We start from the raw sequence: 25,838 nt of genomic DNA, 5'->3' as shown, positions 1-25,838 counted from the left end.
GCTAGGCTCCATATTGCTTGATAAGTGAAAGTACGTAGCTTTTTGCTAACTTTTCACTGTGTTTAAACTGATTATTGTCTGATTTACTCAGTACTGCTCTTAACCATAGGCCATCGATCATTGCGGCGCTAAGTTCTGCAGCTTGCTTTGCTTGCTCAATAGGCATTAATTGCTTAAAAGAAAATGCTAAATTACTTTGCAAGCGTTTACTGTTTACGTTTTGTAGTCTGTGTAATTCTTCATCATGCATCGATTGCGCCCAAAAACTTAACCACGTTCGGGTTGTATCATTACGCTGTTGTACAAGCGCAAAGTTGGCTTCGATAATAATCATTAAACGTTCAATGGCATTCGTTTGGTTATTTACTTTACTTATCAAGCCTTGTTTTAAGCTTGTTAGTAAGTATCTAACAGTGGCTTCAATTAACCCCTGCTTACCACCAAAATAATGACTAATAATGCCTGACGATAAACCGGCATTTTTACTAATGCTGTTTATAGTTGTGCCTTGTAGTCCATTAGTTGCAACTGACTCTATAGTCGCGTCAATTAGCTGCTGACGTCTGACAGGTTCCATTCCGACTTTAGGCATAATTTTTATTAATTGAACGTTCAATAAACATAAGCTTAAGGTAATAGCTCTAACAATTCAAGGCTGAAGTAAATATCTAGATGCCAAAATGTAGATTAATCATTAATAAAAGTGCAACTAATGCGATAAAGAAGATAAGGTTTTATTTTGTTTTATTTTATTTAAAACAAAGGCTTGTGAATTTTATTTTGAAATTAAATAATAGTAATGATTTGTTTACAGCAATAAATGAATAAAATGATCAATAATCATTAGTGCAGTAATAATTAGAGTACTAATAGTATTAATTTAATACAAAAGCGCACTAAACCTGCAATTGCTTAGTGCTCTAATAAATTTATATAGAGAGTAAACTTTGTGGTTTTATCGTTTTAAAGCGCTTGGTTTTGAAAGGTCAGGCATTATTAATAACGCCTTTAAAAAGTAGGGGGTAACGTCTTAGTCTATTGCCAATATAGTCATCAGCTAAAATTTGCTGGCAAATAAAGTCTATATCTTTGCTTGCTTCAAAAACCCAATCAAAGCGCTCTATAGCCAGTAAAAAACCACGCTTTAAATGAGTTTGAGCACGGTACTGTTCTAAATTTTCTTGAATAATTGAGACTTTGCTTGGATCAGCTCTAAGCTCTTCTACTACTTGGTTTATAAAAGTAGTATTGAGCTTACTGGTAGGGCGGTGTCTGCGTTTTCGTGGGTGCATTAGCTTTCGTTTGCAATGTTATATAATTTTTTCAAAAAGTCGTCTTTATGCTTTTCATGTTCGTAGTCAAGGTGGTAAGTATTATGAAAACCAAAGCGCAGTTCAACGCCGCTACCTTGTAGGTATACTGTGTAGCCATCTACGTCTGAATAAGCAGTAACACCTTGATAATGCTTGCCTTCATCAGTCATTTCACCTTTTTGAATTATACGTTCATATACGGCTAAAATCTGTTTATTGTCGATTTCGTTTTTCATGTTTTATGCCCTTCGTTTAGTAACTCATACGATACAGATATGAGGGTCGATCATCTTAAAAACAATAGCTAAAAAAGTGTGATATTGCTTTGTAATTTCGCTTTTTTAAATTATGCTCAAAGCTCATTTATTGTTGAGCTTAGAGCATGATAGACAAGGCGTTACTACTAAAAACTCGTGAGTTATCGGATCAATTAATTGCATTGCAAACTCCAATTAGGATACTCGATGCTATTAATTGGGATAAACAAACTAAAGAGGAGTTTTTTAGACAGAAATGTCAAAAAAACCCACTCATCGATCGTGCATATTATCAACAGCGCGACCTTGGTTTTGTACCTAGCGAGCTGCGCCAAGCATTTTCTACTTTGCACCGTAACATTATTAACCAATTGGGACAGTTAAATCCGATTGCTCAATATATGGGAAAAATGTGCACCGAGTATAAAACGGTATTAAGTATGCTTGAGTATCGTGGAACGCCAGAGTTTCATGACTTATCAGTGGAGTTATTTGGACACCCTAAAGATTTATTCCATGCTGGTGAGCCCTCACTTTCTGAGCTAGCTAATATGCTAGATAAACCGCTGCAAAATTTACTTATAGCCGACATACTGCCTGACGACCCTAAAAATATTGATGCTGTTGATGCTGTGCGTATTTTGTCTGAGCAAGTAAATGCCAGTATGGCAGGCATAAATGTAGAGGTAATGCTTAGCGATGGTATTGTCAGTGATGCAGCCGCCGGTGCTAATAATATAAAGCTTAATCAAGATGTTAAGTTTTCTCAGCGTGAGCTTGATATTTTAGAAGTTCACGAAGGGTGGATACACGTAGGTACCACTCAAAATGGTTTAGCTCAGCCTTATTTAACATGTTTAAGTAAAGGCACGCCTAGCTCTACTATTACCCAAGAAGGCTTAGCGGTACTTACCGAAATTATTACTTTAAAATCGACTCCAAGGCGTTTATCTAAATTAGTGAATCGTATTCAAGCCGTTACAAAGGTAATTGACGGTGCTGAGTTTGTAGATATTTACCGTGATTACGTAGCGCAAGGTTTATCAAAAGATGACAGTTACACACTAGCGCAGCGTGTATTTAGAGGCAGTACGCCAACAGGTCTGCCTTTTACAAAAGATATTGCTTACATTAAAGGCTTTGTACTGGTTTATAACTTAATACGCGTAGCAATACAGCTTGGACGAATCGATAGACTTCCTTTATTACTGGTAGGTAAAATATCGATAGATGATTTTAGATTAATATCGCAGCTTCATGATTTAGGTGTAATAGAGAGTCCACAATTTGTGCCACCACATTTTAAAGATTTACGCGGTTTGGCAACTTGGTTGAGCTTCGGTCGTTTTATTGGCGATTTATCGTTTGAAAAATTAGAAAATGATTATAAACCGTTATTTTTATAATTAATCAATATAACTTACCGACATAAAAAAAGCCCATAACGGGCTTTTAAAATAAAGTACTTTAGGTTTTGCTATCGAGCGTTGGTGCTTTCAAATATTTTGTCAGCTGAGGCTGCAACAAAACCAGTATAAAGCTCGCCGTCTGCTTTAGGGTAACGAATAGCAAACTCATAAAAGCAGCTAGGGATGCTCATATCACCGTCACTAAAGGTAACAGAGTATTCATCAGCAAGTGTTGACGATTGCTCTAGTAACACCTCTGGTGAGCCTTTAACTTCGCCACCTGACGTATTAAGCGAAAAGCCAGCGTCTTTTAGGGCTTGGTTAACATCATGAATGTTATCAAACTTAGCAAGCGTATTAATATTTACGGTAAAGTGATTGGCGCGGTAACCCCAGGCTGACATCCACGCTGCATACTCGCTTTCAGCTAGCAGCTGCTTATAAGTATCGGTGCTTACTTGCCAATGCGTGCCTGAATACAAAAAGTTATCTGCTGTTACTGCGCTTTCGTTAATTTGGCTTACCATATCGGTTACGATAGCTTGTAACTCTGGCGAGCATTTTTCAACTAATAGCTCAGAAATAAACACTTTTGGCTGATTAGGATCGCTATGCTCGTAGTGCTTTGCATAGAGTTTTTTAGCTTCAAAATGGTACTCACCACATTCTTTGTAACCAATTGCTAAAAAATGAGCAGCGAGCTTTTCAAGACCCACTTTTTCAATATTAAACGTACGCAGAGCAATATGATCGTTAATAATGTCATCTTTTTGCGTTGACCCTAAAAGGTCATGAATTTTGTCTGCCGATGGTGTTACGTTTAAGTAGTTTTTCCAAAGGCTCTCAAATAATGTGTTTACATCAGTATGCATGTTAAATCCTTAAATCTAAAATTTTGGTTTTATTGCTTATTCAATTACCAAGCCCGGCGCTAGGGTTTGCGGTAAGCTCACTTTGTCTGACTCAACAGATGCTACAGGGTATGCACAATAATCAGCGGCGTAATAGGCACTTGCTCTGTGATTACCACTGGCGCCAATACCGCCAAATGGAGCTGCGCTAGAGGCACCCGTAATAGGGCGGTTCCAGTTAACAATACCTGCACGAATGCGCTTTAAGAAGTGAGTGTAATCATCTTCACTGTCGCTAAGTAAACCTGCAGATAAGCCAAAGCTTGTGTTGTTAGCTTCAATAATTGCGCTGTCAAAGTCGTTGTAACGATACACTTTAATAAGCGGTCCAAAATGCTCTTCATCCGGCATGTCGGTAATGTTTGTTACATCAATAATGCCTGGACTTACAAAACCTGTGCCTGGTTTTAATTGCTTAAGTTCAACAAGGATTTGCGCGCCTTTTGACACTAATTCACTTTGCGCAGCGACCATACCCAGTGCTGCTTTTTCGCTTATCATTGCACCCATAAAAGGCTGCTCTGTAGCAAAGCTGTCGTCTACAACTATATTTTTAGTTGCGCTTATTAGCTTTTCTAAAATAGCATCGCCATTGAGCGATTTTTCAATAAATAAGCGGCGTGCACACGTACAGCGCTGACCTGAGGTAATAAAGCCTGATTGAATAATATCGTGCACAGCAGCGCTTACATCACTCACATCTTTTACAATAAGAGGATTATTGCCACCCATTTCAAGTGCTAAAATTTTGCCAGGGTGTCCTGCAAATTGCTTATGTAGTAAGTGACCTGTGTTTGAGCTACCGGTAAAAAACAATCCATCTATGTCTTTGTGAGATGCAAGTGCTTTACCTGTTTCAGTTTCACCTTGCACAAGGTTAATAACGCCCGCTGGCAAACCCGCTTTTAGCCAAAGTGAGAGCGTAAATTCTGCAACGTGCGGCGTCAGTTCTGATGGCTTAAATACCACGGTGTTGCCTGCTAAAATTGCAGGAACAATATGCCCGTTTGGTAAATGCCCCGGAAAGTTATATGGGCCAAAAATAGCCACAACGCCATGCGGTTTGTGTCTAATAAACGCTTTTGCACCTGGCATTGGGTTTTCGGTTGTACCGGTACGTTCATGGTATGCTTTTACAGATATAGCTACTTTGCCTGTCATTGCGCCCACTTCGGTGCGGGTTTCCCATAATGGCTTACCTGTTTCGCGTGCAATTATGGTCGCAAATTCTTCACTGTGTTCTTTTAATTGAGCTGCGAAGTTTTCAAGAATGGCTATACGCTCTTCAAGCGGCTTATCTGCCCATTGTACCTGTGCTGCTCTGGCTGCTTTTATAGCTGAATCTACTTGATCAGCGTTTGCGCCATTACCTTGCCATACCACATCGCCATTACTTGGATTGATTGACTCAAATGCTGGACCAAGGCCCACATGCCACTGGTTATTAATTAGGTGTGTATTCATAAATAATTTACAGGCGGAAAAATCGCGCTGCATCTCCTTGACTTAAATTAAGTGCTTTAGCCACATCTTGGCTAATGACGAGAGTATGTTTTGCATGATTGTAATGTGCGTCTTTGGTAAATGTTGCTCTAAAGCCACTTACGCCTTGATTACATACAGCCAGCGTATCAGAGCTATTTTGTGATATGTGATCAAGCTCACCAATAGTAATAGGGCAAACTTGAGAGTCGCGAATGCTGCGAATATTACCAAGCTTTGCTTCAACCGTTGGGCCTGCGTCAAATAAATCAACGTAGCCTCTGTGCTCAAAACCTTCTTTTTCTAATAATTTTAGCGCAGGTTTTGTTTTTTCATGCACATGCCCAATAACTGCTTGGGCCTTTTTGCTAAGCAAGTTCACATAAATAGGGTATTTAGGCATTAACTCGCTAATAAATACCTTATCGCCTAAGCCAACTAAGTGATCCGCTTCTGGAAATTCGATACTAAAAAAGTGCTCTTGCAGCCATTGCCAAAAAGGAGAATGGCCGTCTTCGTCGCTAACACCACGCATTTCAGCGATAACAGTATCGGCAAAACGCTCGCTATGCTGAGCCATAAACAAAAAGCGTGAACGCGATAAAAATCGACCCGTTAAACCTTTACGGCTATTTTCGCGCAAAAATAATGTGCATATTTCAGAGCAGCCTGTGTAGTCGTTACACATGCTTAAAATATCAACGGTGTTATATACATTTAAAGTAGGCGAGTGGTGTACTGTTTTACCTAAATGATAATGATATAAAGGCACCGATAAACCTACCGCAGCTTCTATAGCGGTTGTGCCAATAACGTCACCTGTTTCACTGTCTTCTAAAACAAATAAATAGCTTTCATCAAGTGGCTGGTTAATGTTTTTGGCAAAGCTTTTTTCAGCACGTTCAATTTTTTCTTTAAGCTGTGCATCGTCCACAGGTAAAGAGGTAAACCCATGACCGGATTCAATCGCTATTTGTTTAAGCGCGTCAAAATCATTGGCAGTAATAGGACGTAATACTTGCATTTATTGCTTGCTCCAATAGCACGCCATTTGGCGTGCTAATTTAAACTATATTAACCGTTTACTACATCGCTAACGGCTTTTTCAAAGCGCGCTAAGCCTTCTTTAATATCTTCAAACGGGATAACTAAAGACGGTGTAAAGCGAATTACATTCATGCCAGCTACAAGGTTCATTAAACCATTATTAGCACTGGCTACTAAAAAGTCGCGTGCACGTCCTTCAAATTTGTCATTTAGTACTGCGCCAATTAATAAACCTTTACCACGTACTTCGCTAAATACGTTGTATTTTTCGTTGATTGCGTTTAATCCATCACGGAATAATTGCTCGCGCTCTTTAACACCGTTTAGTACGGCTGGTGTATTTACTGTATCAAATGCCGCTTCGGCTACAGCACAAGCAAGTGCGTTTCCGCCATAAGTAGAACCGTGAGTACCAATTTTTAAATGCTCAGCAATTGGTGTACGAGTGATCATAGCGCCAATTGGAAAACCACCACCCAATGCTTTTGCCGTTGTTAAAATGTCAGGAACAACCCCTAAACCTTCATAAGCGTATAAATCGCCTGTGCGACCAACACCCGTTTGTACTTCATCAAAAATAAGTAACGCGTTATGTTTAGTACAAAGTTCACGTACTTTTTTAGCAAATTCATCTGTTGGTGAAATAATACCGCCTTCACCTTGTAATGGTTCCATCATAACAGCACATGTTGTATCGCTGATTAGCGCTTCAAATGCTGCTATATCGTTAAAATCACAATGTACTATGTCAGCGGGTTTAGGACCAAAGCCGTCAGAATATGCAGCTTGCCCGCCCACAGTTACTGTAAAGAATGTGCGACCATGAAAACCTTTATTAAATGCAATAATTTGCGTTTTTTCAGCGCCATATACATCTAGTGCATAACGACGCGCTAGCTTAAGGGCTGCTTCGTTTGCTTCTGCGCCTGAGTTTGCAAAGTAAACTTTATCAGCGAATGTTGCTTCAACCATTTTTTGAGCTAAACGAAGTGCTGGCTCATTAGTCATAACATTCGATAAATGCCAAATTTTTTCGCCTTGCTCTTTTAATGCTTTAACTAATGCAGGATGACAGTGACCCAAACAGTTAACGGCAATACCACCAGCAAAATCGATAAACTCGTTATCATTTTGATCCCAAACGCGTGAACCTTCACCACGAACTGGAATGATTGCTGATGGATTATAGTTTGGTACCATTACGTCGTTAAATAAGTCTCTTGTTACTTGCATTTTTACACCTAAATTTAATGGGCTTAGATAAAAGATTAGTTGCTAACTCAAAGAAGAATATAGCCTTTATTCTTCAGCAAACACGTTATTATTTCTTGTAGAGGTCATTATCGAAGGTTAGCTATTAAAATTGCAGTGCTATTTTGTGAAAAATGATTAAAATAAAAGACAAAATAACGAAGAAAATAACCATTATGATAACTCCACAAGATGAAAAGCTACTTTCTGTACTAAAAACAAACGCTAGAGCGAGTATTTCTGATCTTGCTCGCATGCTTGACTTATCTCGTTCAACGGTACAAAGCCGTATGCTCAAACTAGAAGAAACGGGCGTAATTAAAGGCTATAGCGTTGATTATGGTGACGACTACCTCAGTAAAATGGTATCAGCTCATGTGTCTATAAAAGTAAGACAAAAATTAACAACTAAAACAAATATCGAGCTTAAGCAAATTGATGCAATTTCGCAGCTCTATGCCATAAGTGGTGAGTTTGATTTAATTGCTGTAGTACAGGCTCAAAATTTAGAGCAGCTTAGCCATTTACTAGACGATATAGGAAATCTGGATGGAGTAGAGCGCACAACATCTTCTGTTATTTTAGAAACTAAATTTAAGCGCTAGAGTCAGTGAGTTTTTTGTTTTAGTCGTTAAGTGAACACTCGGTATACTTTAGGTAAGTAATAGAAAGGCTAGGGTTTGTTGATCTTTCAAGGTTGAATTTTCAGTAGCCTGTTTAGTATTCAGGCAAGGCAGAGCCTATGCAGTGTGGTTACTCCCCATAGGGTTCTTCCTAGGCGCTATTTACTCTTGGTTGCCTACATAGATGTAAGCTATTAGAACAACGCAGGAACAGTTATCGAGCCCACTAGGTTACAAATCTCGCGCCGCGATTAAATAGCGCCTAGTTTGAACGAATTTTAATCCTCAAAGGTCAACAGACCCTAGATATAAATGCATTAATTTAAATATTTAAGTGTACTTTTTATAAGCTAATAGCAGTAGAGCATAGATTTAAATATTGAAGCCATTGATAAGATACAAAATTTTGTAAGGAGAATTTATGCTTTTTTAATATGCATGACTATACTCATTTTAATTTGTACAATATTTAGTAATGGATTATGCCTGCATATTTTTTTACCCTCTTATTGGGTTTAACTGAGCCTCTTCAGTTTGGAACAAACTTACCCACCACTGCACCTGATAATGCAGTCAACCAAGTTGAGTGTATTTTATTTGAAATGGGAGCCCCTTTTCAGCTACAAACCTTGCCATGGTTACGCGCACGTCGAGAAGTAAAGTTAGACCGCTTAGACGGTTATTTCACAACTCATTTAATGCCTGAAATGAAGGCCTATGGGCGCATATCATCCCCCATCTTTTTAGAAAGCTGGTACTGGTTTACTCATCCAGAGAGCATTAATAAACCAAAAAATAAAATGCGTTATGGTGCAGTAAGAGGGAGTTATCAGGCTAATTGGTTTAAAACTCAGAATATTATTGCTGAGGTAGAAGTAAATTCATTAGAAGAAATAGTAAATGTTATGCACCATAAGCGGATTGATAGAATTCTACTTGATTTAGACGATTTTGAATTAGCAGCCTCAAAGCTAGGCATTAATGAAGATGAGTATCAAAGAGAATTTTTTAGGTATGTACCTTTGGGATTATTTGCTTCGCATTCACTTATTAAACGCTTCCCAAAATTTATGCAGCAGTTTGATGAAAATATAAATACTTGCGCGCAGGCTCCATTTTCACTATCAAAAAGTGAAGAAAAGCAAATACTTGATAGGTTGTCCAGTAGTGCTAAAACCTTACTAAACTTACCTAGTTTAGTAGAACAAGTTCAAATAAGTAATGAGTTTCCCTTAAGTGAATCTGAAATTAAAAGACTAGACCAGCTATGGATAAAAGAAAGTAAACAAGTAAAGCACCCTGATGGATTAGCTATGCTTAATTTACCGTTATCTAAAGTATTTAAAAAATGGCAATCTCAATTCAAAGGTGTTGTTACTGAGCTAATATTGACTGATAACCAAGGAAAAAACATCGCTATTAGTAAGCTAACCAGTGACTACTGGCAAGGAGATGAAAATAAGTTTACTAAAACATTTAAACAGTCAAAAGATTTTAACTTTGATAGCGTCACATATGATGCATCAACACATCATTTTCAAGTTCAGCTAAGTTTTCCTGTTTTAGATGATAATAATAGTCATATTGGAGTGTTGATTTTAGGTGTTGATGTAGAAAAAGCACTTCATTCGTCAAATGAAAAGAGTAATTAACTCATTACCTTTCACATAAGTTAGCTAAGCTTTAATGCTTTAGCTTAGCTAACTAGATGCTATGGAAGTGTTTTTTCTGAAATAGGTTTTTTTCTTATAACTTCTTTTTTGGCTTTATCAAGCTTTATAAAATAAGCATTACCGCCTATGCCTTTAAACTCTTCATCTGTAAATACAATCGTGTTGTCATCAAAAAAGGTGACTGCTTCTTTTTGAGTAACAATCCCTAAATCTATTTTTGATACATCACCAGAGAAAAACTTATCACCTTCAAAGTTTTCAAATAACCAAAGACTTGTTGAATCAAGTAAGACTAATTTTTTACGATCGGGGCTGAGCGCCGCAGAGGTTATCCAGCATAGTTTTTCAAGCGTGGTACACGTTTTAAAAGAGTCAATTAGCTCAGCATCAAAATTTGCTGCATGATCGCCCACTTTATACACTTTAGTAATACCATCGAAAGGTTCTGTGCGGTTTTTAGTAAATAAATATAAATGACGACCTAGTGCTACAAATGCTTCTAAATCAAAATTTCGGTCGTTGGGTTTTATTGGACTGCCATCCATTTCAGGGTAGGTAAACTTAATTATTTCGGCTTGGGTTGTGTTTGTTTTTATATCTATAGGGTTTTCTATTTTATAAATAGTGAGCCATCTACGATCATTTTTGTTATTACCAAAATCCCCTAAAAAAAAGTGCCCAAATTTGTTTTGGGTCATGTCTTCCCAATCAATGTTTTTAGCGTTTTCAACCAAAATTTCTTTGGCAATAGAACCATCTTTGTTAAGGCGGTAAAGCTTGGGTTCGTTGCCTCCGTCGTTAATAGCCCATAGACGTTTTTGTTTATCAAATTCAATACCTGAGATTTCTTTTAATTTAGGATCAACTGAGATTTCTTTTTTACTATAAAGGGTATAGATTGAAGAACCAACAAGTGTGGCTATTATTAAAAAGATGATGGCTATAGTTATTAAAATGCTTTTTTTCAACATGAAAATTATGATATTTCAGAGTATTAAGATGCTGTGTATTATCGCTGATGAAAGTACAGAACAAAAGAATTTTATAAATTTAGGCAATACTTTTGGATTATTTAACTTTAAATTCGATTAAATAAATAATATGTGATGTACGCTTAGTTGGTTCAAATATTGCTCTGTACTACTGAGCTTTTTAAAAAAGATTGTTTATATACTAACCGCACTTTTTAAGTGCAGAAAAAATGAATTGTTGCACTGTAATAATGCGTAAATAAAGTTTTGGTTAACTTACAACGTGTTTAATGATTTTGAATGGAATCCACATCGCCTTTTTGTTTAGCTGTATGGCCTGTGGCAAAGATTAAGTACCCTTTTTGGTTTAGTTGGAGCCTGCTATGTTGAATAAACGTTTTTTTAAAACAAAAGATGAAGCTGAAGTAACCTTTGAATTTTCTCATCCAGAGGCAGAAGAAGTTTGCTTATTAGGCGAATTCAATGATTGGCAACCTGTGCCAATGAAGCTTAATAAAAAACAAGGTGTGTTTAGATTTAAGCAACGCTTACCTATCGATCAACAATTTCACTTTCGTTATTTAATAAATGGAGACATTTGGGATAACGACCACCAAGCTGATGGTTATATTGGCAATACATTTGGCACAGAAAACAGCATAGTAAATACTCAACGCATTAATTAAGGCGATTCAATGGATGCTCTTTCGCAGTTGTTTTACCTGCATGGTATTGGCTTTGAATTCACTAAGTATACAGGTGAACAGGTGTTTTTTAGCGAAGACACGCGTAAACGTGCTTTGCAATGTTGCGGTGTTGATACAAATAACGAAGCCGAAATAACTCAACTAACTTATGATTTAGATGCATCGCTTTGGCTGGATTTAGTACCCAGTGTGAGTTTGGTTGACCAAAAAAAATGCGCTTTAAAGCTTCGTATAGACGAACGTCAGCAGTATTTAGCCGCCAACATTAATGTCCCTTCTCTTGGGATGAATATAGCGGTTGAGAACCTTTATAATTTGGTAGTTACAGGTGAATATTACTTACATGGCGTTCGCTATATTGAGCTAGCACTACCCATAGAAACTATGCCAATTGGCTATCATGACGCTAGTGTTCAAGTAGGTGAACAGCATGCAATTACGCAACTTTGGTGTGTACCTGAGCAAGTTTATCAAGTGGAGGACACAAAGCGCACAGGGTTATCTATTCAGCTTTACACATTAAAAAATAAAGCGCATTTAGGTATTGGCGACTTTGACGATTTACTAACGCTTACAAAATTATGCAGCTCGCAAAATATGGATTACATATTACTTAATCCACTGCATTTGTTATTCGCTGATATGCCAGAGCGTGCAAGCCCTTATAGCCCTAGTAGTCGGGCTTTATTAAACCCTCTTTATATTTCTATAGTATTAAGCGAAGACGCACAAAATAACGCAGTTCTACATGACCTCATGCAACAAGACGACGTAATTACACTTATAAAAAGTAATGATCAATTTATAGATTATGAAAATGTAAGCCGTATAAAGTATGCGTTATTTGAAGCGCTTTATAATCAGTTTGAATTAACGGCAAGTGATGAGCGTCGCCAAGCGTTTACTGATTTTTGTAATACTCATTCAACTACGTTAAATACCCTCGAATCAGATAACTTAACATTTGATTATTACCTGCAGTGGCAAGCGCATACGCAATTGGCACTGTGTCAACAAAGTTGTGCAGAGCGAGGTATGGCTATTGGCTTAATAAATGATTTAGCTGTTGGTTGTGCGGGTGATGGGGCCGAGTTTAAAAATCAAAAGCCACTGTTTAGCCAAGGTGCAAGTGTAGGTGCTCCACCCGATCCATGGGCCGAAGCTGGCCAAAACTGGGGGCTTCCAGCACTAAATCCTCAAAGTCTTAGTAATAATCACTACCAATTTTATCGCTCGCTCATTCGCGCAAACATGCAAAATGTAGGTGGACTTAGAATTGACCACGTAATGGCTATTAGGCGCCTATGGTGGTGCTTTGAAAGCAATAGTGAACAAGATGGCTGTTATGTTTACTACCCGTTTGAGCAATTACTCGCCATCTTAAAAATTGAATCACATATTAATCAGAGTATTGTTATTGGAGAAGATTTAGGCGTTGTGCCGCCAGAGGTAAGGCAGGCTTTGGCATCTAGCGGTATTTTTTCTAACAGCTTATTTTATTTTGAAAAACAACACAGTGGTGAGTTTTTATCGACTGATGAGCTAGCAACACAGTGTTTGTTAATGATAGCCAATCATGATGTACCGCCTTTTACAGGTTGGTGGCAGCATGCTGATTTAAATATTAAGCAACAATACAAGCTTATTACTTGCAATGAATACGAGCAATTAAAGCAACAACGAATAGAAGAGCAACATAGGATACTACGATTTATTAATCGCCATACCAATACAACCGAGCTTCTATTACATAGTAATTCAGTCGAAGTATATAACGCACTAGCATTATGTTTGGCGGGTTCTCAATCGCGTTTATTTGCAATACAAATAGATGATTTAGATGAGCAGAAGTATCCGGTTAATATCCCCGGGACAGACAAAGAATATCCTAATTGGCGACGTGTATTAACGCATACCAGTGAAGAAATTTTTATCAAAAATGCCTCACTTTTAGCTGCTATCGATTCAATAAGGAAAGGTTAAATGAGCAGTACAACTAATGAAAATAGTTACGATGCACAGGTGCATGCATTAAATACAGGACGATTTAAAGACCCATTTAGCTTTTTAGGGGCACATAAAACGGATGCTGAGGTTGAAATTCGTTTTTACTTACCTTGTGCAATAAGTGTGAGTGTTACATTAAACAATAAAAGTATTAAGGCGCAGCGCTACCAACAAAGTGACTTATTTATAGTCAAAGTTGATGCGCTGCCCACTGCGCCTTATCAATGCATTGCTCAGTACACAAATAGCAGGACTACCTTTTATGATGAATACAGCTTTGAAAGCACACTTGATGCAGAGGCAATGTATTTATTTAACGAAGGCAGCCTTGAACATGCGTACTCTCATTTTGGTGCACATTTTAGCACTCAACAAAATGTAGAGGGTGTGCGCTTTTGTGTATGGGCGCCTAATGCTGCAAGTGTCTCTATTATTGGTGAGTTTAATTTTTGGCAAGCTAATCGCCACTTTATGCGTTTTCATCCTGCAAGTGGTGTATGGGAGCTATTCGTACCAGGCCTTAAAGCCGACATGTGCTACAAATTTGCAATTACCGCCCAAAGTGGAGAAGTACTCGAGAAAGCCGACCCCTATGCATTTAAAATGCAACAAGCACCGGGTACTGCAAGTGTACTGCAGTATAAACCAGAGCCTATAACGCTCGGCGCTCAGGCACTTCAAAACAGACAAAAGCGTAATCATATTGATGCGCCAATTAGTATTTATGAAGTGCATTTAGGCTCATGGCAACGCGCTGAAAACAACCGCTATTTAAGTTACACAGAGCTTGCTGACAAACTGGTTAGCTACGCCCTTGAAATGAGTTTTACCCACCTTCAACTTATGCCAATAAGTGAATACCCGTTTGATGGTTCGTGGGGTTATCAGCCTGTTGGTTTATTTGCACCTACCAGCCGTTTTGGCGATTACAACAGCTTTAAATACTTTGTAGAGCAATGCCACAAAGCTAATTTAGGTATTTTACTTGATTGGGTGCCTGGGCATTTTCCCAGCGATCCGCATGGCTTACATCGATTCGATGGCACTCATTTATATGAGCATGCCGATAAGCGCCAGGGTTTTCATCCTGATTGGAATACCTACATTTATAACTACGACCGCCCTGAAGTTAAAAGCTTTTTGATTTCAAATGCTATGTATTGGTTACATCAATTTGGTTTAGATGGTCTGCGTGTAGATGCCGTAGCCTCTATGTTGTATTTAGATTACAGCCGAAAAGAAGGCGAGTGGATTGCTAATTGTTACGGCGGGCGCGAAAACTTAGGTGCGATTGAGTGCCTAAAGCAAGTCAATATGCGCAGCTATAAAAACAACCCAGGCATTATGATGGTGGCTGAGGAGTCAACAGCGTGGCCGGGCGTCACCCAAAGTGTTGAGCACAACGGCTTAGGCTTTGGCTATAAGTGGAATATGGGTTGGATGAACGATAGTTTGCATTACATGCAGCACGACCCTTTATACCGTCAGCATCATCATCACGAAATGACTTTTTCGATGGTATACGCTTTTAGTGAAAACTATATATTGCCATTAAGCCACGATGAAGTAGTACACGGTAAAGGATCGTTAATTGAAAAAATGCCAGGCGATGATTGGCAGAAATTTGCAAATTTACGCGCTTACTACGCATTTATGTGGGCACACCCGGGTAAAAAACTCTTGTTTATGGGCGGTGAAATTGCACAGCGAAAAGAGTGGGGACACGATCATTCTATCGATTGGCATTTACTTGAGCACCAAAGCCATAACGGTATAAAGCACACCGTAAAAGCGCTCAATACCGTTTATAAAAACCAACCCGCGTTGTATGAGTTAGATTCGAGCGCGGCTGGTTTTACCTGGATAGATAACAATAATAATCAGCAGAGCATTTTAAGCTTTGTTCGCTATGCTAAAAACGCAAAAGACTTTGTGGTTGTTATTGCTAATTTTACCCCCGCGTCATATGAAAACTACGTTATTGGCGTACCGAGTAAAGGGCGTTATAAAGTTGTTTTAAATACAGACGATACTCAGTTTTTTGGCTCTGGCGTTGAAGTAACTAAAGATTCATCGCAGATAGTTCAGGCAATAAATGAATCAAATCATGGCTTTAAACACAGTATTTCAATTGCCATTGGTGGCTTAACAACTATTTACTTACAAAAGGTTGATGATGAGTAACCAATTTGATGTAGCCCCCGGTAATGTAGAACCGCTAGGTTCTAGTGTTATTAATAATGGGGTTAACTTCGCGCTTTATGCGCCAGGTGCAAGCCAAGCCTATGTGTGTTTGTTTGATAAAAGTGGCCATTCAGAAATTCTAAAAATGGCGATGAATATTAACGAAGGGGGTATTTGGAGTATTCATATTTCGCCATTAAGCGCCGGCGCACTTTATGGCTTTAGAGTTGAGGGTGAATATAACCCTAAAAATGGTCAACTATTTAACGAAAATAAACTACTGATAGACCCATACGCAAAAGACTTGTTTGGTGAGTTTACATGGAGCGAACGCCATTATGGGCAAATGCCAATTGGCACTAAAAGCACCGTAAATAATGCGATTGATATACCTAAGTCAAAAGTAGCACCCCCTACGTTGTATGCGCATAAAAAGCCAAACCACCGTTGGTCAAACACGGTTATTTACGAGTGCCATGTTAAAGGCACAACGTGTCGTCATCCTAAAATACCTAAATCTCTACAAGGAAAGTTTTTAGGGTTAAGTCACCCAAGCTTTATTGAGCACTTACAAAGCTTTGGCGTTACAGCAGTTGAGCTTTTACCTGTTCATTCTTTTATTAGTGAGCAATTTTTAACAGGAAAAGGGCTGCAAAACTATTGGGGTTATAACACGCTTAACTTTTTTACCCCTCATAAAGACTATTTAGTAAACGACGATATAAACGAGTTTAAGCAAATGGTGCGCGAGCTTCATGCTGCCGACATAGAAGTTATTTTAGATGTTGTTTATAACCATACCGCAGAGGCGGGGGCCGATGGCCCTATATTATCGCTAAGAGGCTTTGATAACTTAGCGTATTACCGCACAGTAGAGGGTCAGCCTAATGTATATATAAACGATACCGGCTGTGGGAATACAATAAATATTGATCACCCTAAAACACTGCAACTTGTACTTGATAGCCTTCGTTATTGGGTTGAGGTAATGGGAGTTGATGGATTTAGGTTTGATTTAGCGACCATTTTAGGGCGCTCAAAAGCAGGCTTTAGCTCTGCACATACTTTTTTACAAGCAGTAGCCCAAGACCCTGTGCTTAATAAGGTTAAGCTAATAAGTGAACCTTGGGATATAGGTCCTGGCGGCTATCAACTTGGGGCGTTTCCGCCGCCATGGCGAGAATGGAACGATCAATACCGCGATGTAATTAGACGTTTTTGGCAAAGTGAAACGGGCATAATTGCCAACGTTGCAAAACGTTTGCATGGATCGTTTGATATTTTTGAGCACAGCCAACGTGGACCACTTAATAGCATTAACTTTATAACGAGTCATGATGGTTTCACGCTTGCCGATTTAGTGAGTTATGAAGAAAAGCATAACGAAGCTAATGGTGAGCAAAACAGAGATGGGCACAGTGCAAATCACTCGTTCAACTGTGGAGTAGAAGGCTTTACCAGTGACTCAAAAATAAACGCACTGCGTTTGCAACAACAAAAGAACTTTTTACTTACTTTGATATTCTCAAAAGGTGTACCCATGATTGCCGCTGGCAGCGAAATGGCGCACTCTCAAGGGGGTAATAACAATGCTTATTGCCAAAATAATCGCACTAGCTGGCTTGCCTGGAAAGATTCTCAACTTAATCATTCGCTAACACGATTTATTGATGATGCTTTAAAAATTAGACGCGCGCACAGTGCGTTCAAACACAGTGTATTTTTAGATGATATAGACGAGCGTTTTACCGTTAAGTGGTTTACTGAACAAGGTAAAACCATGACCGACGCTCATTGGCATGAAGATACCAGACAGTTTTTAATGTATAGCTTACTTGATAAGCAAAACAATCATGCATTACTGATGGTATTTAATGCCAGTAAAAAAACAGTTTTTTGCCAAATGCCGCCTTCGCCTATTAATGCGCCGTGGCAAATGGTTTTATCAAGTGTAAATAATGCATCTGTGAGTAGTAATGAAGATGCGATGGTTGAAATTTCAGCACAAAGTAGTTGGGTTTTTAGTGCTAATTTAGAGGATGTAAGTCATGGCTAAGCAAAGTGAACAAGTGTGTGTAGTAAAGGGCTGGCAAGAAGGTCCTGTTATAGATGAAAGTACGCTTAAAGATGACTTAACACGGCATTTTTATTATACCCTAGGTCGCGATAAGGTCGGCGAATCAAGACTGTATTTATACCATGCTTTAGCGCTGACTATTCGCGACAGACTTGTTGCCCGCTGCAGAGAAACTAATCAACAAATTAAGCAAGAGAAACGCCGCAAAACGGCTTACCTTTCTCTTGAATTTTTAATGGGACGTGCGCTAGGTAATGCAATACTAAACCTAGATTTAGACGACCAAGTTGCTGCTGCATTACAAGAATACTGCACAACAGTAGAAACGCTTGAAGATGCCGAGCACGACGCAGGCTTAGGTAACGGTGGTTTAGGCCGCCTAGCTGCTTGTTTTTTAGATAGTTGTGCAAGTCTAGCGTTACCTGTCATTGGTTATGGCCTTCGTTACGAATACGGCATGTTTAACCAATCCATTAAAGATGGTAACCAAATTGAGCAACCAGATAACTGGCTGCGCGAAGGCCACCCATGGGAGCTAAGCGCGCCAGAGCATGCAAAACGTGTGAAATTTGGCGGCTACGTGCAAACTTACACGGATAAATTTGGCCGAGAGCATCGTCAATGGATGAGTTCACAAGATGTATTAGCTGTACCTTACGATGTCCCAGTCCCAGGTTATAAAAACAATATTGTAAATACGCTACGCTTATGGAAATCAGAAGCGACAGATGAATTTAATTTGACCGAATTTAATGCAGGCAGTTACTCAGAAGCCGTCGCTCAAAAAAACCTAGCTGAACAAATTACCATGGTGCTATATCCAAACGACAGCAGCGAAAATGGTAAAGAACTTAGATTGCGCCAACAATACTTTTTATCATCTGCGAGTATTCAAGACGTAGTTGATCAGTGGGTTTCCCAACATGGCGAGAGCTTTAGCGACTTTGCTGATTTTCATGTTTTTCAGTTAAACGATACACACCCAAGTATTGCTGTTGCAGAGCTGATGCGTATTTTAATTGATGATTACGAACTTGATTGGAACGATGCTTGGCAAATCACTACTAAAACAATGGCCTACACAAACCATACGCTACTTCCTGAAGCGCTTGAAAAGTGGTCTGTTTCGTTGTTTTCAAAATTATTACCACGCATTTTAGAAATAGTTTACGAGATAAACGCACGCTTTTTAGCACAAGTTGCACAGCAATGGCCGGGTGATGTTAATAAACAGCGTGCATTGTCGTTGATTGAAGAGGGCGATGAGCCGCAAATTCGTATGGCTTACTTAGCCATTGTAGGTAGTTACTCGGTAAATGGCGTAGCAGCACTGCATACCGAACTGTTAAAAGCGGGCTTATTTAAAGAGTTTTACGCACTGTGGCCAGATAAGTTTAATAACAAAACAAATGGTGTTACACCAAGACGTTGGCTTGCACATTGTAATCCCGTTTTAAGTAAATTAATCAGCGAAAAAATTGGTCATGACTGGGTTAAAAACTTTTCAACAATTAGCGATCTACGTCGTTTTTACGATGACAAAGCATTTCATGGGCAATGGCAAAATGCTAAACGCGAAAACAAACAGCGTTTAGTTGATTTAGTTAAAGCGCGCTGCGATGTTGATTTTGACGTATCGATGATGTTTGACGTACAAGTAAAACGTATTCACGAATACAAACGTCAGCTATTAAACATACTTCATGTGATTCATTTATATGACCGTATTCGCCGTGGTGATACCCAAGGGCTTGTTCCTCGCTGTGTGTTATTAGGCGGTAAAGCAGCACCGGGTTATTACATGGCTAAAAAAATTATTAAGCTTATTAATAACGTGGCAGAGGTTATAAATAAAGATCCGTTAGCGGCCCCGTATTTACGCGTCGCCTTTTTACCTAATTACAATGTAACCGCTATGGAAGTGATTTGTCCTGCAACCGATTTGTCAGAACAAGTATCTACCGCAGGCAAAGAAGCGTCGGGTACTGGCAACATGAAGTTTATGATGAATGGTGCATTGACGATAGGCACGCTGGATGGTGCAAACATTGAAATTAGAGATGCTGTCGGCGCTGATAACTTCTTTTTGTTTGGGGCACAAGCTCATCAAATTGATGATATTAAATCGCGTTACAATCCTGAGCACTTAATCGCACAAAATAGCGATTTAAATAATGTAATGCAACTACTCGAAAGCGGCCATTTTAACTTGTTTGAACCATGCTTATTTGACGATATAACAAATGCAATTAAAAGCCCACACGATCCATGGCTTGTTGCGCACGATTTTGAAAGTTATGTAGCAGCTCAAAAAGAAGTTGATAAAGCTTACGCAGATCAAACCTACTGGACACAAATGAGTATTTTAAATACGGCAGCCAGTGGCATGTTTTCAAGTGATAGAACCATAAGCCAATACAGTGAAGACATTTGGCATTTAGAACCCCTCAATATTAGTGAAACAGACTTAACGACAACTAAAAGCCATGCCACTAACAGCCTAGACTAAATGGAGAGAGTATTATGCCTAATTATGCAAATCGCTACATAAGTAGCCTAACCAGAGAAACTTACGCGTTAATACTGGCAGGTGGTCGCGGTTCTCGCCTGCATGAGTTAACCGATTGGCGAGCAAAGCCAGCAGTTTACTTTGGTGGTAAGCATCGAATTATCGATTTTCCACTATCAAACTGCATTAACTCGGGTGTGAGACGTGTTGGTATTGCCACACAATATAAATCACATTCATTAATTCGCCATGTAAACCGCGCGTGGGGCCACTTTAAAAAAGAGCTTGGTGAGTCGGTTGAAATACTACCTGCATCTCAGCGCCAAGGTGATGATTGGTACTGTGGAACCGCAGATGCTGTTTTTCAAAACATAGATATTATTCGCCACGAGCTTCCTAAATATGTGATGATTTTGTCTGGAGATCATGTGTATCGCATGGACTATGGCGCTTTATTAGCTGAACATGTGCAAAAGGGCGCAGATATGACAGTGTGTTGTATTGAAGTGCCCGTAGAGGAAGCCGCAGATACGTTTGGTGTAATGACCGTTGATGAAGAAAACAGAGTGTGTCGTTTTGATGAAAAACCAGCAATGCCGAGCTCCGTACCCGGCAAGCCAGGTACATGTTTAGCATCAATGGGTAATTACATTTTTAATACTGAATTTTTGTTTGAGCAACTTAAAAAAGATTCTGAGAATGAAGGCTCTGGCCGAGATTTTGGTCACGATATTATTCCAGCAATTATAGAAGAGCATAATGTATTTGCTTTCCCATTTAGAGATCCAAACCAAGAGGGGCAACCTTATTGGCGTGATGTAGGTACCCTAGATTCGTTCTGGGAGGCTAATATGGAATTAGTAATGCCAGAGCCACAACTTGATTTATATGACCCAACGTGGCCAATATGGACATATCAAGAGCAGCTACCACCTGCTAAGTTTATTTTTGATGACGATGATAGACGCGGTATGGCCTTGGACTCAACCGTGTCGGGTGGGTGTATTATTTCGGGCTCTGCGGTTAGAAAGTCACTCTTGTTTTCTAATGTCCACGTTCGCTCATTTTGTACCATTGAGCAGTCGGTAATTTTACCCGGTGCGGTTATAAATCGAGGTTGTAAAATTAAGCGTGCGATTATAGATAGAAGCTGTGAAATACCGGCAGGTCTCGAAATCGGTTTTGACAAAAAAACAGATGAAGAAAACGGCTTTAGGGTATCTAAGAAAGGCATCGTTCTTGTTACTCGTGATATGCTCACTGAGCTTGCAAAAAAGTTAGAGCGCCAAGCGCGTGAGAATAAAAAGCTAGCGTAAAACACGTTAAATATTAAGCACGACAACAAAGCTTGCTCATTTATGAGCAAGCCCACACAGGTTAAAGGAAGTAGTAAATTAATGCATGTATTAATGGTTGCAGCAGAGAATGACGCGTTACCAGGCGCAAAAGTAGGTGGTGTGGCAGATGTAGTACGCGATGCCCCAAGGGCACTCGCAAAACAAGGTATAACTGTTGACGTTGTTATTCCTGACTACGGGTTTGAGCCGCTTGAGCGTATTTATATAGGTGAAGTAACCGTTGCATTTAATGCTCAACCCCATGTATTAACAGTTTTTCAAGTACAACAAGCCCAAAATAACGTAAGCCAAATTGTTATTAGCCACCCGCTATTTAGTGAATCAGGCGGTGTATATTGTAACGATGCACCGGGGAGGCCTTTTGCAACTGATGCGACAAAATTTGCTTTATTTAATGCAGCTGTCTGCGAAGCATTATTACAAGGTGTATTAAAGCGCCCTACAGCGCTACATTTACATGATTGGCACAGCGCCTGCGTTGCAGTTTTACTTAAGTTTGAGCCACGTTATAGCTCACTTAATACCTTACCCATTGCCTACACAGTGCATAATATTGCACTGCAAGGTATAAGACCTTTTAAACACGACGACTCAAGCTTAGAGGCATGGTTTCCGTCACTTAGTTATAATGGCCAGCAACTATGCGACCCGCGTTACCCTCATTGCTTTAATCCTATGCGCAGTGCAATAAATCTTTGCGATAAAATACATGTTGTATCACCAACCTACAGCCAAGAGGTTCTTGAACCTAGTAATTACGAGCATGGTTTTTTTGGTGGCGAAGGGCTTGAGCAAGATCTGCAAAATGCAGCAAGCCAAGGTAAGCTTGTCGGTATTTTAAATGGCTGCGAATATCCAAGCAATGTACTTGAAGGGGCAACTCTCGCCGATTTTTATAGCCAAGCCGAGAACACTTTATTTACTTGGATGGCAAATAGCGAGCAGTTACAAAGCGGTTACTATATTGCCCACCAACGACTACAGCAATTTAAAGCAACGATTAATAATGGCCCATTAGTCACAAGCGTTGGCCGACTTACAGAGCAAAAAGTGTTGTTATTGTGCCAGCAGGTTAATGGAGTATTAGCTATTGATAAAGTGTGCCAAGTTATTAATGAATATAACGGCAGACTCATTGTTTTAGGTTCGGGCGACAAAGAGCTCGAAAGCATATTTACCAAAGCAATGGCGCGTAATTCTAATCTTTTATTTTTGAAGGGTTATGGTCAAGGTGTTGGCGATTTAATGTATCAGCTAGGTGACTTATTTTTAATGCCAAGCTCGTTTGAACCTTGTGGGATTAGCCAAATGCTAGCAATGCGTGCCGGGCAACCCTGTTTAGTACACAGTGTTGGCGGATTAAAAGATACAGTTAAACATCATGAAAATGGTTTTAGCTTTAATGGCGACACGTTAGCAACACAAACGAGTAATTTAATTAGCTGTTTAGACGAAACTCTCTTAATTAAAAAGCAGAATCCTAAAAAGTGGCATAAAATTAAGCACAGCGCAGAGCAAATGCGTTTTTCGTGGCCGCAAGTGGCAGCTGATTATATAACAACCTTATACCGGTAAATCGTTGCTGTACTTTAAAGTTTAGTGACAAATGTACCTGCTTAGGGTTTAATTACTTAGTATTATATAAAAACTAAGAAGTAGGTAATGTGTCTGTATTTGTTGCAAGGCAAGCAATATTCAATCGAAGTAAAAAAGTAGTAGCCTATGAGCTACTTTTTCGTGATAGTCCAAAAAATTATTTTCCAGATATTGCAGAAGGCCAAGCAACAGCAAGGCTTATTATGGAAAATCAATTAAATTTAGGTACACGCCATATTACATCAGGCAAAAAAGCGCTTATTAATATAGGACCTGAATCATTAAAACTCGATTTATGTGCTTTCCTACCATGCCAAGACGTTGTGATTGAGTTACTCGAAACCATAGAACCCACCGACGATAACTATGAACTATGCCGAGGTTTATTTCATAGTAACTACAAACTCGCACTCGATGACTTTGTATATAAACCACAGTGGGATCGTTTTTTAAAGCTTGTGAAGCTCATTAAATTTGATATTGCAATTACACCTCTTAGCGAAATACAGCCCATAATTAATAAGTTACAAGCGCATAAACAAATAAAAATACTAGCCGAAAAAATAGAAACACAAGAAGACTATAAGCTCGCCTTTGATATGGGGTTTGATTATTTTCAAGGCTATTTTTTTGCAAAACCTACCATGATCAAACAAAATGACATTGATTATAATTATGGTTTAGTCGTCGCTATTTACGCCGAAATAATGAAAAACTGTCCAGATATAAAAGCTATATCTGGACTGTTTGAGCTTGATGCTGCACTTGCATATAAATTACTGCGTTTAATTAACAGCGGTGTTTTTCCTATACAAAGCCAAATATCGTCATTAAAGCAAGCGCTTGTGTATTTAGGCCATGAACGCCTTAAAAAGTTTGTGAGCCTTATTGTTACTGCTCATACAGCGGGTAAAAAGCCTGCAGAGCTAATGCAAGTGTGTGTTGTACGTGCTCGTTTTTGTGAGTTGTTAGCAAAAAAGGTTAATAAGAGCCAGTCAGGCGAAGCATTTTTAACTGGGTTATTTTCACTGCTAGATGCAATCCTTGATCAACCAATGAGCTTACTTGTTGAAAAGCTACCTTTCCCTGATGAAATAAAAACGGCATTATTAGGGGATAAAAACACACTTTATTATATTTTAAACGTTGTTAAAGCATACGAAACAGGAAGCTGGTGGGCACTTGAACAAGCTGTACTTTTGCTAAATATAGACAGTGCTATACTTCCTCCACTTTACCAGCAGTCAGTCGATTGGGCTGACAGTTATAAGAATAATATTTAACGGATAATAGCTTTAATGCGCAATTATAATATGGACTTTATTCGCGGCGTTGCCGTACTTGGCCTAGTTTACATGAATGCTTACGCCTTCGGCCTTTTTGAATACGGGTACACCTCTTTAACTAATCCTCCTGTTAGCGACTCAATTATTCACACCTTTAGCAGTTTGTTTGTAGACGGGCGTTTTAGAACACTGTTTAGTTTGCTTTTTGGTGCCGGGCTTTATATTCAGTGGCAACGTTATAAGTCTGAGGTGCAGTTAAAAAGCAGGCTCTATTGGTTAATCCTCTTTGGTTTAGCGCATGGTTTTTTACTTTGGGCAGGTGATATTTTATTTGTTTACGGTGTATCTGGCTGGTTTGTTATTAAATATTTAGAGAGTGATAGCACTGTTCTTTTAAAAAGAGGACTTGAGTTTATTTTGTTATCGGGTGTAGCTACTGTGCTTATTGTATCTAGCGTACCCGATGAGGTGATTTACCGCGATTCAGCACAGTTTATAGATTTATATAACCCACACTATATTGATTACTTTATTAGTAACCTCGCTATGAACACATTGATGCTTGTTATGGTGCCAATAATGACAATGTGGATGTGCGTGGGCCTTATGCTCATTGGCATTTATTTATATAAACAAGACGTTTTTAGTAAAGGCTTAACTACTCAGCAATTAATAGTTTGCGGTGTAATGACCCTTATTTTTTGTGGAATCAGGCTTTATGCATCACAGCTTAATGGCAGTTTAGGATATGGGGTGCAAGAATTTGTAAATATGTTTGCGGCCCTAGGTATGGCTACGCTGTATATTCATTTAATTGTTAAATTTTGCAATAACAGCGCACACGTAGGCAAGCTTATTCAACAAGCAGGGCGCTTAGCATTTACTTTATATATTAGCCAAACACTCATACAACTGTTGTTATATAAAGTGCTATTTACCCACTGGGTGCTCAGTTTTGATCGTATTGACTATTGGTTAGTTGCAACGGCATTAGTTGCGCTGCAGCTCATATTTACCTTTTTATACAGCCGCTATTTTAATCAAGGTCCGCTTGAATTTGTATGGCGTAAATTAACGAAAGCAAAAATTAATGCTTAAACACCTATAAATAGTAAATTAGGGGCGAAAAAATAGTGTGGGTGGTTTACACTACTCGCCTTAAAAATTACTACGCTAT

The 25,838-nt window shown here is 39.0% G+C and carries 20 protein-coding genes; 12 read left to right on the top strand and 8 right to left on the bottom strand.

What is annotated here, in order from left to right:
- Position 1 precedes the first annotated feature (1 nt).
- The 3 genes from betI to I6E82_RS05310 form a co-directional block, all read right to left on the bottom strand.
- Entirely contained in the window at positions 2-577 is a 576-nt protein-coding gene (gene betI, locus I6E82_RS05320) for a transcriptional regulator BetI (RefSeq protein WP_010553010.1), read from the bottom strand.
- A gap of 409 nt (positions 578-986) precedes the next feature.
- Positions 987-1,292: a hypothetical protein gene (locus I6E82_RS05315; RefSeq protein WP_165725464.1), complete on the bottom strand. Its 306-nt coding sequence runs from the start codon at positions 1,290-1,292 to the stop codon at positions 987-989.
- The gene (locus tag I6E82_RS05310; RefSeq protein ID WP_002958616.1) at positions 1,292-1,549 is read right to left on the bottom strand and encodes a DUF3081 domain-containing protein; all 258 of its coding nucleotides are present in this window, start codon (positions 1,547-1,549) and stop codon (positions 1,292-1,294) included. Before I6E82_RS05310 ends, I6E82_RS05315 begins: the two co-directional genes overlap by 1 nt.
- A 146-nt stretch (positions 1,550-1,695) precedes the next feature.
- Between I6E82_RS05310 and I6E82_RS05305 the strand changes: the two genes are divergently transcribed.
- Complete coding sequence (locus I6E82_RS05305; RefSeq protein WP_008169642.1) at positions 1,696-2,976, top strand: flavohemoglobin expression-modulating QEGLA motif protein; 1,281 nt, start codon at positions 1,696-1,698, stop codon at positions 2,974-2,976.
- A gap of 71 nt (positions 2,977-3,047) precedes the next feature.
- Here I6E82_RS05305 and I6E82_RS05300 read toward each other — a convergent pair whose 3' ends face one another.
- Genes I6E82_RS05300 through I6E82_RS05285 form a run of 4 tightly spaced genes read right to left on the bottom strand, consistent with a single transcriptional unit; the run spans position 3,048 to position 7,652 of the window.
- Positions 3,048-3,851: a DUF1338 domain-containing protein gene (locus I6E82_RS05300; RefSeq protein WP_197117023.1), complete on the bottom strand. Its 804-nt coding sequence runs from the start codon at positions 3,849-3,851 to the stop codon at positions 3,048-3,050.
- 36 nt (positions 3,852-3,887) lie between these two features.
- Positions 3,888-5,354 (bottom strand): succinylglutamate-semialdehyde dehydrogenase, encoded by a 1,467-nt coding sequence (gene astD / locus I6E82_RS05295; RefSeq protein ID WP_197117021.1) that lies wholly within the window; start codon positions 5,352-5,354, stop codon positions 3,888-3,890.
- A gap of 7 nt (positions 5,355-5,361) precedes the next feature.
- On the bottom strand, positions 5,362-6,396 hold the full coding sequence (gene astA / locus I6E82_RS05290) for an arginine N-succinyltransferase (protein ID WP_007580762.1): 1,035 nt from the start codon (positions 6,394-6,396) through the stop codon (positions 5,362-5,364).
- 50 nt (positions 6,397-6,446) lie between these two features.
- Positions 6,447-7,652: an aspartate aminotransferase family protein gene (locus I6E82_RS05285; RefSeq protein ID WP_197117019.1), complete on the bottom strand. Its 1,206-nt coding sequence runs from the start codon at positions 7,650-7,652 to the stop codon at positions 6,447-6,449.
- A gap of 194 nt (positions 7,653-7,846) precedes the next feature.
- On the opposite strand from I6E82_RS05285, the gene I6E82_RS05280 reads away from it, so the two are divergent.
- Positions 7,847-8,275 carry an Lrp/AsnC family transcriptional regulator gene (locus tag I6E82_RS05280; RefSeq protein ID WP_002958609.1) on the top strand — a complete coding sequence of 143 codons (429 nt, stop codon included), beginning with the start codon at positions 7,847-7,849 and terminating at the stop codon, positions 8,273-8,275.
- A gap of 500 nt (positions 8,276-8,775) precedes the next feature.
- Entirely contained in the window at positions 8,776-9,945 is a 1,170-nt protein-coding gene (locus I6E82_RS05275) for a cache domain-containing protein (protein ID WP_197117017.1), read from the top strand.
- 59 nt (positions 9,946-10,004) lie between these two features.
- On the opposite strand, the gene I6E82_RS05270 is transcribed toward I6E82_RS05275, so the two are convergent.
- Positions 10,005-10,937: a hypothetical protein gene (locus tag I6E82_RS05270; protein WP_007580756.1), complete on the bottom strand. Its 933-nt coding sequence runs from the start codon at positions 10,935-10,937 to the stop codon at positions 10,005-10,007.
- A 383-nt stretch (positions 10,938-11,320) separates the two neighbouring features.
- Here I6E82_RS05270 and I6E82_RS05265 point away from each other — a divergent pair, with 383 nt between their 5' ends.
- The 9 genes from I6E82_RS05265 (at position 11,321) to I6E82_RS05225 (ending at position 25,759) form a co-directional block, all read left to right on the top strand.
- Positions 11,321-11,623 (top strand): isoamylase early set domain-containing protein, encoded by a 303-nt coding sequence (locus I6E82_RS05265; RefSeq protein WP_121954768.1) that lies wholly within the window; start codon positions 11,321-11,323, stop codon positions 11,621-11,623.
- Positions 11,624-11,632: 9 nt separating this feature from the next.
- Positions 11,633-13,627 carry a 4-alpha-glucanotransferase gene (gene malQ / locus I6E82_RS05260; protein WP_197117015.1) on the top strand — a complete coding sequence of 665 codons (1,995 nt, stop codon included), beginning with the start codon at positions 11,633-11,635 and terminating at the stop codon, positions 13,625-13,627.
- A complete protein-coding gene (gene glgB, locus I6E82_RS05255; protein ID WP_197117013.1) occupies positions 13,628-15,835 on the top strand; it encodes a 1,4-alpha-glucan branching protein GlgB in 2,208 nt (735 codons plus the stop codon).
- On the top strand, positions 15,828-17,891 hold the full coding sequence (glgX, locus tag I6E82_RS05250) for a glycogen debranching protein GlgX (protein WP_197117011.1): 2,064 nt from the start codon (positions 15,828-15,830) through the stop codon (positions 17,889-17,891). The genes glgB and glgX overlap by 8 nt, the downstream gene beginning before the upstream one ends.
- Positions 17,884-20,421, top strand: a complete 2,538-nt coding sequence (locus I6E82_RS05245) for a glycogen/starch/alpha-glucan phosphorylase (protein WP_197100530.1) — start codon at positions 17,884-17,886, stop codon at positions 20,419-20,421. The genes glgX and I6E82_RS05245 overlap by 8 nt, the downstream gene beginning before the upstream one ends.
- Positions 20,422-20,435: 14 nt before the next feature.
- On the top strand, positions 20,436-21,737 hold the full coding sequence (gene glgC, locus I6E82_RS05240; protein ID WP_121954773.1) for a glucose-1-phosphate adenylyltransferase: 1,302 nt from the start codon (positions 20,436-20,438) through the stop codon (positions 21,735-21,737).
- A gap of 81 nt (positions 21,738-21,818) precedes the next feature.
- Positions 21,819-23,354, top strand: a complete 1,536-nt coding sequence (locus I6E82_RS05235) for a glycogen synthase (protein ID WP_197117310.1) — start codon at positions 21,819-21,821, stop codon at positions 23,352-23,354.
- A gap of 89 nt (positions 23,355-23,443) precedes the next feature.
- Positions 23,444-24,658, top strand: coding sequence for an EAL and HDOD domain-containing protein (locus I6E82_RS05230; RefSeq protein WP_197117009.1), 1,215 nt, complete (start codon positions 23,444-23,446; stop codon positions 24,656-24,658).
- 30 nt (positions 24,659-24,688) lie between these two features.
- The gene (locus I6E82_RS05225; protein ID WP_197117308.1) at positions 24,689-25,759 is read left to right on the top strand and encodes a DUF418 domain-containing protein; all 1,071 of its coding nucleotides are present in this window, start codon (positions 24,689-24,691) and stop codon (positions 25,757-25,759) included.
- Positions 25,760-25,838 lie beyond the last annotated feature (79 nt).

Source organism: Pseudoalteromonas sp. NZS11 (genome assembly GCF_015864765.1).
GTDB classification, from domain to species: Bacteria; Pseudomonadota; Gammaproteobacteria; order Enterobacterales; family Alteromonadaceae; genus Pseudoalteromonas; species Pseudoalteromonas arctica.
The sequence above is the reverse complement of the archived record's forward strand: the minus strand, read 5'-3'. Positions and strand labels throughout refer to the sequence as shown.